At 67.7% G+C, this 12,550-nt stretch carries 10 protein-coding genes; 4 read left to right on the top strand and 6 right to left on the bottom strand.

Translation table 11 applies throughout. From position 1 onward, the window contains the following. Positions 1-82 precede the first annotated feature (82 nt). From OG379_RS36300 to OG379_RS36285, 4 genes are all read right to left on the bottom strand, one after another. Entirely contained in the window at positions 83-559 is a 477-nt protein-coding gene (locus OG379_RS36300) for a (2Fe-2S)-binding protein (RefSeq protein WP_393759649.1), read from the bottom strand. A gap of 14 nt (positions 560-573) precedes the next feature. Beyond that, a complete protein-coding gene (locus OG379_RS36295) occupies positions 574-2,880 on the bottom strand; it encodes a molybdopterin cofactor-binding domain-containing protein (protein WP_405667486.1) in 2,307 nt (768 codons plus the stop codon). A 288-nt stretch (positions 2,881-3,168) separates the two neighbouring features. Further along, positions 3,169-4,392 (bottom strand): oxygenase MpaB family protein, encoded by a 1,224-nt coding sequence (locus tag OG379_RS36290; protein WP_405667485.1) that lies wholly within the window; start codon positions 4,390-4,392, stop codon positions 3,169-3,171. 152 nt (positions 4,393-4,544) lie between these two features. Then, positions 4,545-5,705: an oxygenase MpaB family protein gene (locus tag OG379_RS36285; protein WP_405667484.1), complete on the bottom strand. Its 1,161-nt coding sequence runs from the start codon at positions 5,703-5,705 to the stop codon at positions 4,545-4,547. A 439-nt stretch (positions 5,706-6,144) separates the two neighbouring features. On the opposite strand from OG379_RS36285, the gene OG379_RS36280 reads away from it, so the two are divergent. Together OG379_RS36280 and OG379_RS36275 are read left to right on the top strand one after the other, a co-directional pair. Continuing rightward, a complete protein-coding gene (locus OG379_RS36280; protein WP_405667483.1) occupies positions 6,145-7,962 on the top strand; it encodes an AMP-dependent synthetase/ligase in 1,818 nt (605 codons plus the stop codon). 38 nt (positions 7,963-8,000) lie between these two features. Beyond that, a complete protein-coding gene (locus OG379_RS36275) occupies positions 8,001-8,627 on the top strand; it encodes a TetR/AcrR family transcriptional regulator (protein WP_405667482.1) in 627 nt (208 codons plus the stop codon). Between the two features lie 108 nt (positions 8,628-8,735). Here the strand turns inward: OG379_RS36275 and OG379_RS36270 are convergent, their stop codons facing one another. After that, on the bottom strand, positions 8,736-9,755 hold the full coding sequence (locus tag OG379_RS36270; RefSeq protein ID WP_405667481.1) for an aldo/keto reductase: 1,020 nt from the start codon (positions 9,753-9,755) through the stop codon (positions 8,736-8,738). 28 nt (positions 9,756-9,783) lie between these two features. Further along, the gene (locus OG379_RS36265; RefSeq protein WP_405667480.1) at positions 9,784-10,680 is read right to left on the bottom strand and encodes a helix-turn-helix transcriptional regulator; all 897 of its coding nucleotides are present in this window, start codon (positions 10,678-10,680) and stop codon (positions 9,784-9,786) included. 241 nt (positions 10,681-10,921) lie between these two features. On the opposite strand from OG379_RS36265, the gene OG379_RS36260 reads away from it, so the two are divergent. Beyond that, positions 10,922-11,662 carry an MFS transporter gene (locus tag OG379_RS36260; protein WP_405667478.1) on the top strand — a complete coding sequence of 247 codons (741 nt, stop codon included), beginning with the start codon at positions 10,922-10,924 and terminating at the stop codon, positions 11,660-11,662. Further along, a complete protein-coding gene (locus tag OG379_RS36255; protein WP_405667477.1) occupies positions 11,662-12,546 on the top strand; it encodes an aldo/keto reductase in 885 nt (294 codons plus the stop codon). Before OG379_RS36260 ends, OG379_RS36255 begins: the two co-directional genes overlap by 1 nt. Positions 12,547-12,550 lie beyond the last annotated feature (4 nt).

Raw genomic sequence — 12,550 nt, 5'->3', positions numbered from 1 at the left:
GGCCTCCCACCGCGGTCCCGGTCTGTTCGAAAGCGCCGCGAAGAACCTGCCCCACCCGGTCCAGCCACGCGTGCCGTGTCACTCACATGTTCTCGGCACCCGTCCTGATCGCGTCCCGGATACGGAAGTAGGTGCCGCAACGGCAGATGTTGCGGATGCCGTCCAGGTCGGCTTCGGTGATCTCGCGGCCTTCTTCGACCACCCGTCGGACCAGTGCGACGGCGGCCATGATCTGGCCGGGCTGACAGTAACCGCACTGGGCGACGTCTTGATCGATCCACGCCTGCTGCATGGGGTGCAGGTCCGCCCCCACCGTGGCCGGGAGTCCTTCGATCGTGGTGATCTCGTCGGTGGCCCGGAGGGCGCTGACCGGGACCGCACAGGGGTTGACCGCTTTGCCGTTGAGATGGCTGGTGCACGCTTTACAGACGTTGATGCCGCATCCGTACTTCGGACCGGTGACGCCCAGGATGTCCCGCAGCACCCACAGGAGGCGCACGTTGTTCTCGACGTCGACGGTGACCAGCTCGCCGTTGAGGCGAAATGTGTGCTCAGGCATGGGCTCTCCTTGCGTCAGCGGACGTGCCCAAGGCCGTCGGTGGGCGACTCGGGGATGGGGGGCACGGTCGGTTTGGGGTCGAAGGACAGCGTGCCGTGGTTGACCGGAAAGCTGGTGGGCATCGTTCCGGTGGCGCGGCCGTAGGCACAGGCGACTGCGGCCATCGACGCCGCGACACCCAGTTCTCCGGCACCCCCTGGTTTGCCTGTGGTCGTCGGCATGACGATGATGTCCATCTCGGGCGGCGTGTTCCACTGACGGGTGTAGAAGTAGTTGTCCCAGCTGGCTTCCAGAAAGTGCCCATCGCGCAGGTGCAGGCTGGACGTCAAGGTCAGGGCGATGCCGTCCATGACGCAACCCATCATCTGCGCCTCCAGACCGCGTGGGTTGACAGCGAGGCCGACGTCCACAGCGACGACGACCCTGGTCACGCGTGGTCCGGCCACACCGTTGCGGATGGGGCGCTCGACCGTCTCCGGCCTGCAGTCGATCTCCGCCAGCACCGCGCTGACAGCGTGGTACTCCGAGTGGAAGGCGATTCCCTGGGCCGTGCCCGCCGGCATCGTCCGGCCCCACTGTCCGACCTCGGCGACCTTCTCCAGCACCGCCCGGGATCGGTCGTCCCTGAGGAAGTCACGCCTGATCCTGAAGGGGTCCTTGCCCATCTTCTCGGCGAGCTGGTCCACCACGAGCTCTCGTGCGCAGGTGGCGTCCGGAGAATAGACGTTGCGCATGCTGCCCGTGTTGAAGCTCTTGTCCGTCTCACTCAGAAGCCGGCTGTTCGCACCGAAGTTGTAGGGCATCGACTGGGAGAGCTGGAAGAACGTCTCGGAAAAACCGATGTCTCCCACGGGCAGCTTCGCGGCCAGGGCGGTGAAGATTTCACCGAGGCCGTGGCTGAGGTCGGTGGCGACACTCGTATGCCGTTGCTTGTAGCTGAGGACGGTGTTGCCGAGGTAGGCGATGCGTACGCGTGAGGTGGCCATGGGGTGGGCACGCCCCTGCCGGGAGTCGTCCGCGCGGTGCCACATGAGCTTGACCGGTTTGCCGATCTTCCGGGAGATTTCAACGGCCTCCAGCGCGGCGTCGAAGAACAGCTTCCGGCCGAAGGAACCGCCGCCCTCGGTTACATGCACGGTGACCGCTCCGAGTGGCAGGCCGAGCTTGGCGGCGATCGCTTCCTTCGCGACGATCGGTGCTTTCAGGCTCGACCAGATCTCGGCCCGGTCGGGTCGTACATCGGCTACGGCGCAGTTGGTCTCGAGTGCGCTGTTGCTGCGGAAGTAAAAGGTGAACTTGCCCTCCACGCTCGGTGTGAGAGGTGGCAGGCCGAGCGGGAGTTCGGCGGCCTGCAACTCCTTGAGCACGGTCTCGTCGGACTTTCCCTCGGCACTGCCAGGCTTCCACGACACACGCAGTGCGCGTACCGCGTCGATGCACTGGCCGAAGGTCCTCGCACGGACGGCCACCCCGGTGGAGATCGTGACCACGTCGGTGACACCCGGCATACCGCGGACCTCGGTGAGGTTGGCCACCGATCCCACCTTGCCGTTGATGGTGGGCGGGCGGCACACCATGGTCGGTTGGGCATCCGGGACCGTGAGGTCCATGGCGAACGTCTTACGTCCGGTGACCGCGGCGAGAGCGTCGACGCGGCTGTGCGGCTTGCCGATGACGGTGAACTCTTCCCGCGGTTTGAGGGCGACGGCCACCCGCTGGGTACGGACACCCGCGGCCTGGGCCGACAGTGCGCCGATACCGACACTCCTGCCCGACGGGCCGGTGACGACCCCCGCCTTCAAGGTCAGCTCGCTGACGGGGGCGCCGAGTCTGCTTGCTGCGGCTTCGAGCAGACGGCCCCGGGCGATGGCCGCGGCGACCCGGACCGGGGTGTAGGTCGAGATCGTCGTGTTGGACGCGCCGGTCAGCTGGTTGAACAGCAGCTCCGGCCGTGCGTCGGCCAGTGTGACCTGTATCCGCTCCACGGGCACATCGAGTTCCTCGGCGATCAGCATGGCCGTCGATGTGGTGATGCCCTGTCCCACTTCGGCCCGCGGCAGCGCGAAGGACACGGTGCCGTCGTGATTGACCTCCACGGTGATCAACCCGGAGGTCGGCAGGGCCGCTACGGTCATCACGTCGTTGAGATCGACCAGTTCCGTGACTTCCGGCGAGGGGATGTCCGCCTGGGCCTCGGGGGCGGCGACGAGTTCGGCGGCCGCCATCAGAGTGGGAGCGGCCAGCACGTAGCCGAGGAACCTGCGCCTGCCGACGCTGTGCGGATCCGCTTCCTGCTGAGCCGTGTGGTCGGTGCCGGTCATATGGTTCCTTCTCCCGGCTCGGCCGCCGCGGCATTGACGGAGTTCGCGGTGCCGAAGCCGTCATGATGCCGCAAGGGCGGCCGATGCTCGGCTTTTCCATGTGTGGTTGTGGCGGAACCAGTCTCGGGAGCATGCCTGTAGATCGTCTTCATCATTCCATCACCGCGCGTCGTCGTCATCGCTCTGGGCATCCAGGTCTGTGGTGGCCAGGAGGGTACGTCCAGGGCCTGGGGCGCGGCGCGGGGTTGCACCAGCGGCCCACCCCGCGGCGCGCCTTGTGCCTTCGGCTCAGGCCGGGCGGTTGGCGTCAGGGATCTCGAGGTGAATTCCCTTTCCTTCGGAGAGGAAGAGCAGCACGAACTTACGGATGGCCTCCTCCACGACCCACGCGCCCGCGGGCACGAGCGGCAGCGGGATCAGCCCCTCGCGGAAGGCCACCAGCAACGGCCAGGCGGCGCTGATCAGTGGCTGCCAGAACGGTTCCTTGTCCAGCCCGACCAGGTCACCGGTCCGGTCCCCGAGCGTGTATCTGGCGAAGGCGTTGATCAGGGGCCGGGTCAGGCCGGCGTCGAGTTCGGCGACGATGTCGAGGAGTACGTCCGTCAGCTCCTCACCCTCGGATGTGGAGGCCAGCACCGGGTCGAGCGCCTGCTTGGCCTGGGCGTTCGCATCGTCCCAGGTGGCGGGGATGTACTCGTCCAGAATGCCCATCATGTGCGCGGTCACCTGCCACACATGCAGGAAGCCCTCCGACTCCGCGGAGGTGATCGGGACCCTCCAGTCGATTAACTTGCGCATGACAAACGTGGGCAGGCTGTGCCAGGTGACCATCATGTCGGCCTGGCTGATCGGGATCGTCTGGCCGTCGCCGGACCTGGCCCATCCAGGGGACTGCGGCAGCAGGTGGCGGACCGCCGCGTGCACCAGCCGGGTCTTCACGGCGGTGACGACCATCCCGCCCTGGGGCCGGTAGGCGTCCAGGTCGCCGACGTCGTAGCCCAACTGAGCGGTTTTGGCGATGCGGTCCTTCATGTCCGCACCGCCCTTCGAGTAGTAGACGGCGCGCGCCTCCCTGGGGATGGCCGTGCTCATCATTCCACTGCCCAGACCGTACAGGGCGCCGGTGTAGATCCCCTTCTTCGTGGTGAACCGGGCAGCGGCATCGAGCTTGCTCTTGTCCGCCCAGGTCGGCATCTTCCGGGCCGTCTCCATGAAGTCCCGCAGGTCCGAGGGGAGTCCGGCCGGCAGGGACTGGTCGTTGCGGGTCCACTGCCGCAACAACTTGTTGACCTTGGCCACCTCGCCACGCTCGATCACCGCGGCGAGTACCGGGTCGGCCTCCTCGTCCCACACCCACTCGGGGTCGAGCCCCGCCCCCTTGCCTGCCACCGAGCCGCTCGGCGCCCACGTCCACGCGGGGCGCGCCTGAGCGGGTGAGGCCGCCCCCAGAGCACCGAGCGCTCCCAGCGCCCCGCCCGCCATCAACATCCTGCGCCTGCTGAGTCCGTCCATGTCGTTCAACTCCTCCTTGAGGATCGACCGATGGGCACCGTCCTGCGAGAGAACGCGAAGACGTGTGCACTGATGAAGGTGGTGCTCCGGCCTCCGCACCGAGCCCGAGGGCCGACCGGAGTCCGGCTGCTCCGAGAATGTCCGTCGTGGCTTCAGCCAGGACGGTTGGTCTCGGGGAGGCTGATCTCCGTTCCCTGTCCCTTGGTGAGGTAGAAGAGGATGTACTTCCGGGCCGCCTCGTCGATCGTCCAGGCGAGCGGGGGAACCAGCGGCAGCGGGATCAGCTTCTCCCGGAAGGCCACCAGCTTCGGCCAGGCGGTTGCGATCGCCTTCTCCCAGAACGGTTCCTTGGGGATGCCGTCCCAGTCGGCCACCTGGTCTCCGACCAGGTACCGGCCGAGCGCGTTGACGAGGGGGCGGTCAATGCCGCCAGGACTGGTCTGCTCCGCGAGCTGTCCCAGCAGGATGTCGGTCAGTTCCACGCCTTCGGACGTCGGGCCGAGGATCGGGTCGAGGACCTGCTTGGACTGAGCGTCGGCCTCGTCCCACGTGGCGGGGATGTACTCGTCACGGATGCCGAGCATGTGCGCGGTCACCTGCCACACATGGAGATAGCCCTCCGCCTCGGTGGAGGTGATCGGAACCTTCCACTCGAGCATCTTCCGCATGGCGTAGGTGGGCAGGCTGTGCCAGGTGACCAGCATGTCCGCCTGACTGATCGGAACCGTCTGGCCGCCGCTGGTCCTGGACCAGCCCGGGGAGTTCGGCAGGAGGTGCCGGACCGCCGCGTGCACCAGCCGGGTCTTGACGGCTTGCACGATGACGTCGCCGTCGGGGCGATAGGCCTTCAGGTCTCCGACGGCGAACCCGAGCATGCTCGTCTTGGCGACACGGTCCTCCATGTCGGCGCCGCCCTTGGAGTAGTAGACGCTGCGCGCCTCCCTCGGGATGGCGGTGCTCAGCATGCCGCCGCCCACTCCGTTGAGCAGGTTGAGGTAGAGACCCCGCGACTTGTTGAACTCGGCCGCCACTTCCAGCTTGGCCCGGTCGGCCCAGGCCGGCAGCTGGCGCGCCCGTTCCATGTACTCCCGCAGGTCCGCCGGGAGGGCGGCCGGCAGCGACTGGTCGTTGCGGGTCCACTGCCGTAGCAACTCGTTGACCCGGGGAACGTCACCCCGGTCGATCACGGCCGCGACCAGCCGGTCCACCTCTTCGTCCCAGACCCAGTCGGGGTCGAGCCCCGCCCCCTTGCCAGCAACCGAACCGCTCGGTGCCCACGTCCACAGGGACCGGGCGTGAGCCGGTGACGCCATGCTCAGCGCCCCGAACGCGCCTAAAGCCCCGCCGGTGAGCAGCATCCTTCGCCTGCTGAGTCGATCCATCGTTTCGAACTCCTCCTTGAGTCCTGCGTGCAGACCTGTAGCCCTGCGACCCTTTTGATACGGTGAAACACATCGAGCATCTCTGTATCTCAGGGGAGCACAACAGGAGCCTGGGCGCCAGAGCCTCAGCGGAATCAGGGAGGTTGCAGGGGGCACGTACGGCGTCGCGGAACGACTGTCTGCCGGCTCAGCGTCAATCGCAGACTTGGTTCCAACAGCCCCACGCAGAAGGTGTTTTGGCAGTGCCCCCACAGAGTCTCCCGCCCGCCCCTCTCGGCACAGCAGCACTGTTGACACCAAGCCAATAAGGGCTCCACTGTGAGAGCCGCTCGACGGAAGCGCTCGCGGTTCACAATGGAGGGAGCCCGTCGTGGCTACAGCAGCGCAGCTGCACAAGTCCGTCGAAGGTTTGACCATCACTGGGTTGGTGCGCCGGAACGCACAGCAATTCGCCGACCATCCCGCGCTGACCACCGGAATCGATCCGGGAGCGGTAACACTGACCTGGTCGCAGTTGCGTGCGGAAGTCGCTGCCCTCACCCGCGGTTTCAGCACGCTCGGCCTGGAGCGGGGCGACCGGGTGCTCATCGCGATGTCCAAGCGGGCGGAGCACTGGATCGCCGACCTGGCCGCGATTCACGTGGGCGCACTGCCGTGCAGCATCTACGACACCTTGAGCACCGAACAGATCGGCGCCGTGGCCCGGCACAGCGGAGCCACCGTCGTCGTCCTGGAGGGGGAGGAACAGGTGCGGCGCTGGAAGCCGGTTCTGGACGGCTTGCCGGACCTGCGCGCCGTCGTCGTCCTCGACTGGGCAGCCGCTCCCGTCGACGATCCGCGCTTCGTCGGCTACACGGCCTTGCGTGGCGCCGTACCGCCCGACGACGAGGCGTTCGAGGCGCTTACCGATGCCACCACCGCCGACCAGCCGCTGGCCCTTGTGTACACATCCGGCACCACCGGCGACCCCAAGGGAGTGGTGCTCTCCCACCGGAACGTGATTTACGAGTCCCTGATGCAGGATCAGCTCGCCCCCGTACCGGAGCATCCCCGATCGGTCGCGTACCTGCCTCTGGCGCACGTCGCCGAGCGGGTGCTCGGGATATACATGCCGATCTGCAACGCCGGGCACGTCACGATCTGCCCGCACCCCGACCAGCTCCTGCCCACTCTGCTCGTGGTGCGCCCGCACAGTTTTTTCGGGGTCCCACGGGTGTGGGAGAGACTCGCCGTCGGTCTCCGGGCGAAGCTGGCCGTCTTCACCGAGGATCAGGCCGAGCCGATCACACAGGCGAGGACCACCGTCCTGGAAGTGTTTCGCCTGCACTCCGAAGGCAAGCAGCTTCCTGCGGACCTCACCGAGCCGTTGGAACAACTGGACACGCAGCTGTTGCGGCCCCTCCGCGCCGCCATCGGGCTCGACGAATGCCGCCGGGCTTTCAGCGGTGCGGCGCCCGTTTCCACCGCTGTACTGGAGTTCCTGGCGAGCGTGGGCCTTCCCGTCTACGAGGTGTGGGGCCTGAGCGAGACCACCGGGGCGGCGACCGTGAGTACCGCCGAGGTGTTCGCGATCGGCTCGGTCGGGCTGCCGGCGCCTGGCATGGAAGTCAAGGAGGCCCGGGACGGCGAGCTCCTCGTTCGTGGCCCCGTGGTCTTCACCGGTTACCTTCAGCCCGACGGACGCGTCGATCCGGCGACCGACGCGGAAGGCTGGCTGGCCACCGGCGATGTCGGGATGGTCGACTGCAGAGGGGTCGTGACGGTCACCGATCGCAAGAGGGAGATCATCATCACCGACGGCGGCAAGAACGTCGCCCCGACCAGGGTCGAGTCCCTGCTACGGGCCCACCCCTTGGTCGCCCATGCCGTCGCGATCGGAGACAGGCGTAGGTACATCACGGCATTGGTGGTGCTCGACGAGGAGACGGCACCGCTCTGGGCGGAGGCGAACGGTGTCGACGCATGCGGCCTGGAGGAGTTGTCCCGCCACCCAGTGGTGCTGGCAGCCCTGGACGAGGCGGTCGCAGAGGCCAACACGGCACTGTCCCGCCCGGAGCGGGTGAGGAAGCACCGTGTGCTGCCGGGCCCGTGGACAGTGGAGACAGGCGAGCTGACACCGAAACTGAGCCTGCGTCGCCGCGCCATCGACGAACTCCACGCCGCCACGATCGAGTCGATGTACACCTGAAGCCCGCTCCGCCAGGGGCACGAAGGGAGAATGACGGCATGAGCGTTCAGCGCCGGACCCGGCTACGCCGAATGGAGCCGGAGGCCCGGCGTGCCGAGATTCTCGGCGTGGCGCGCAGGCTGTTCGGGGCCAGGAGCTACGCCACGGTGTCCATCTCCGACATCGCCGCAGAGGCCGAAGTGGCCCGTGCTCTGGTGAGTCACTACTTCGGCAGCAAGCGGCAGCTCTACCTGGAGGTGGTACGGCAGATGATGGTCGTCCCCGCGTCGGTGTCGGAGCGACTTCCCCCGACGACCCCGGAGGAACGCCTGTCGATCTGCGTGGACAGATGGCTCGAAGTCGTAGAGCGCAACCGTGAGATGTGGCTGTCCGCCATCGGCCTGGAAGCACTCGGCAACGACCCGGAGATCGACCGGATCATGCTCGAGGCCGACGAGATCGCCACCGACCGCGTGCTGGAGGCGGCAATGATGACCGACGTCGTCGAAGGCCGGCAGCAACTACGGGCAATGATCCGCGCCCACAGCGGCATGCTCAAAGCCGCCTCCCGGGAATGGCTGGTGCGTGGCACTCTCAGCCGCAGCGACCTGCACCTGATGCTGACACGCACCGTTCTCCATCTGGTGAACACGGTCTTCCCCGCGCTGCGGTCTCCCGGCGTCTAGACGACCACGTGCAAGCCGAGATGGTCGGCCGCGGCCAGGCGGCGGCCCTCGAGGTGCGCCTCCCGTGTCCCCGGCCGGCGAACCCGTGACCTGCGGGACCGTGCCGCGTCACCTTCGCCGCTGGTCGGCGTGCAGCTCGAAGGCGCCGTAGCTGTTGTCGACCGGGTTGACCGTGACGCCGGGGGCGACGATCTCGTCGATGGCGTCGAGTACGTCCGGCGGAAGCGTGACGTCGGCGGCGGGCAGAAACGCGTCCAACTGTTCCATGGTGCGGGGCCCGATGATCGCCGAGGTGACGCCGGGGTGGCTGATGACGAAGGCGACGGCGAGCTCGATGAGTGTGAGACCGGCCTTCTCGGCCAGGACGGCGAGTTGTTCGACGGCGTCGAGCTTGCGCTGGTTGGCGGGGGTGCTCATGTCGAAGCGTGCCTGGGGCCGGGCCGCAGAGGCGGGCCCCGCGGAGGCGTGCTTGCGGTAGCGACCGGAGAGCCAGCCTCCGGAGAGCGGACTGTAGGTGAGGGTGCCCATGCCATGGCGGCTCGCGGTGGGGAGCACGTCCTCCTCGATGCCGCGGACGAGGATCGAGTAGGGCGGCTGCTCGGTCACGAACCGCTCCAGGTTGCGCTCGCGCGAGACCCACTGGGCCTCGACGATCTGGGAGCCGGAGTAGGAAGAGGATCCGATGTAACGGACCTTCCCCTGGTGGACGAGGTCGGAGAGGGCGCCGAGGGTTTCCGAGACGTCTGTGTCGGGGCTGGGGCGGTGGACCTGGTAGAGGTCGATGTGGTCGGTACCAAGCCGCCGCAGGGAGTTCTCGACCTCACGGATGATCCAACGCCGCGAGCCGCCGCGCTGGTTGGCGTCGTTTTGATCCATCGGCATGAAGAACTTGGTCGCCAGAAACACGCCCTCGCGGCGGCCTTTCAGGGCCTTGCCGACGATCTCCTCCGAGACGCCGGCCGAGTACACGTCCGCGGTGTCGACGAAGTTGATCCCTGCGTCAAGGGCACGGTGGATGATCCGGATCGAGTCGGCTTCGTCCTCGTTGCCCCAGGGGCCGAACATCATCGCGCCCAGGCAGAGCGGGCTGACGTGGACGCCGGTGCGGCCGAGTGGTCGGTACTGCATGAAAGAGCTCTCCTCGATCGTGTGGTGGTCAGTCGTTCACGGTGGGAACGACGGTGCCGGCACTCGCCCAGCTGGCGAGCAGGTCCAGCGCCTCCCGCTCCCGGGAGTCCGGTTCGGGGGTGTAGAAGTTGAGACGCAGGCCGGGATCGGCCGGCAGGTCCATCGCCTCGTAGGGCAGCGCGAGATCGCCGACCAGCGGGTGGTGAAGTGTCTTGACGCCGGAACGGTGGAACTTCACGTCGTGGCGGGCCCACCGCCTGGCGAACCCGTCACTTCGGGTCGTCAGCTCTCCGATCAGATCGGTGAGCGCCTTGTCGTGGGGCGCCCGGCCCGTTTCGGTGCGCAGAAAGGCCACCGCGTCGTCGGCGCCCTTATCCCAGTCCGTCCAGAACTCCTGGCCGGCAGGGTCGAGGAACATGAAGCGGGCGCTGTTGACCGGACCGCGCCTGGCGAAAAGAGGCGAGTCGAAGACGGGTGCGTAGAGCGCCCGTCCCAGTGAGTTGGCGGCCAGGATGTCGAAGCGCGCATTGCGCACATACGCCGGCACGTCGGTCATCGAGTCGAGCAGCCGCAGGATCGTGGGCCGCACACGGGACGCGGTCACCGTGGGCCGTCGGCCCGAGGGCGTCGCCGTGCGGGCGAGGTCGTAGAGGTGGGTGCGTTCGGCCTCGTCCAGCTGGAGTGCGTGCGCGAGGGCGTCGAGCACCGAGTCCGAAGCGCCGGTGAGATTCCCACGCTCGAGCCGGATGTAGTAGTCCACACTCATGCCCGCGAGCAGCGCGACCTCCTCACGGCGAAGGCCGGCGACACGACGGTTCCCGCCGTAGACCGGCAGCCCGGCCTGCTCCGGGGTGATCCGGGCCCGCCGGGTGCTCAGGAACTCGCGGACCTCGGCGGCCAGAGACTTCCTGTCGGTGTCAGCCATGCTCAGGTCCCGGAGCTTCTGCGGTGGCTGCGAGGGCGCACATGCGGTGGCTCCTTCGATCATCGTGAATCCCGTGCCGGTCTCCTCACGGTAGATCTGTCAGCGAGTGCCTGCGAGGTACTGCCATTACCTGGAAGAGCAGTGACTCCCACCTTCGGGCCGAGGCGCGGTTCTCTGGACAGGGCGAGGTCCCGGCCGGTCGATACCGGGCCCCAGCCAGAGACCGATCTTGAGGAGCACCGTGCGCACAGCGCCTTCGTCCGGAACCGGGGACGTCCACGACGGGCGTCCAACGGGCCCGAGCCCCCGAGGAGCCCTGGGAACGTCAGGTGACCTGACCACCACCGCGCCGCGCCCGGCGTCGCGACCGAGCCGGGAGCGCAGCGGCGCCTACGTCACCCGGATGCTCTACATGGGCGCGATGATGGGGTTCTTCTTCACCGCGCAGTTCGTGCAGAGCGTCTACCACTGGACGCCGTTGCAGGCGGGTCTCTCCTTCCTGCCGATGACGCTGATCAATTTCGTCCTCGCGGTCCAGGTGCCGCGGTTGCTGGAGTGGATGAGCAGGCCGAAAGTGCTGCTTACCGGGGTCGCCCTGACCGCGGCCGGCATGGCCTGGCTCAGCCGCCTCGACCTGCACACCCCCTACATGACGGGAGTGGCACTGCCCATGGTGCTCATCGGCGCCGGACAGGGGCTGGCTCTGGCTCCTATGACCTCGAGCGGTGTCGACGGCGTCGCGCCGGCGGACGCGGGCGCCGGCGCGGGTCTCGTCAACACCGTGCACCAGATCGGCAGCGCACTGAGCCTGAGCATCCTGACCGCGGTCGCCGCCGCTGTCTCCACCGGCCACGAGGCCGCCGACATCGCCCGCCGCTCGGGCGCCGCTCTGACCGGCTCCGCCCTCCTGCTCGCCTTGGCCGTCCTGGCCGTCGTCATCCTCATCATGCCCTCACGGGCCACCACCGAAAGGTTCCTGTGATGCAGACCCTCACCCTCAACAACGGTGTCGAGATGCCCGCCCTCGGACTCGGCGTCTTCCAGACCCCGCCGGACGAGACCCGGGCCGCCGTCGCGGCCGCGCTCGACCTCGGCTACCGGCACATCGACACCGCCGCGGCGTACGGCAACGAACGTGAGGTCGGCCGAGCCATCCGCGAATCCGCCGTACCCCGCGAAGAGATCTTCATCGAGACGAAGATCTGGATCAGCGACTACGGGTACGACGAGACCCTGCACGGCTTCGACAAGAGCGCCGCCAAGCTGGGCGTCGACCGCATCGACCTGCTCATCCTGCACCAGGCCCTCCCGTCGGACTTCGACAAGACCCTCGCCGCCTACCGTGCCCTGGAGAAGCTCCTGGCGGACGGCAAGGTCCGGGCCATCGGCGTCAGCAACTTCATGGTCGAGCACCTGACCGCGCTGCTCGACGCCACCACCGTCGTCCCCGCGGTCAACCAGCTGGAGAGCCACCCCTACTTCCAGCAGCGCGCCGTCCTCGACTTCGACACGGAGCACGGCATCCTCAACCAGGCGTGGTCCCCCATCGGCGGCATCACCTTCTACCCGGGGTACGGAGAGAACCGCAAGAGCGTCCTGGAGGACACCGTCGTCACCGGCATCGCCGAGGCGCACGGCAAGAGCCCCGCCCAGGTGCTGCTCCGCTGGGGCCTGCAGCACGGCCGCTCCGTGATCCCCAAGTCGACCAAGCGCCACCGCATCGCGGAGAACATCGACGTCTTCGACTTCGAGCTGACCATGGACGAGCTGAAGGCCATCGACACCCTGGAGACCGGCCGCCGCGGCGGCCCCGAGCCTACGAGCGTCACACTCGCAGACTACGGCCGTGCCATCCCCGAAGCCTGACATC

The sequence above is a fragment of the Streptomyces sp. NBC_01166 genome, from assembly GCF_045039765.1.
In the GTDB taxonomy this organism is placed as follows: Bacteria; Actinomycetota; Actinomycetes; order Streptomycetales; family Streptomycetaceae; genus Streptomyces.
Note: the sequence above shows the minus strand (reverse complement) of the source record. Positions and strands in the feature narration are given on the sequence as shown.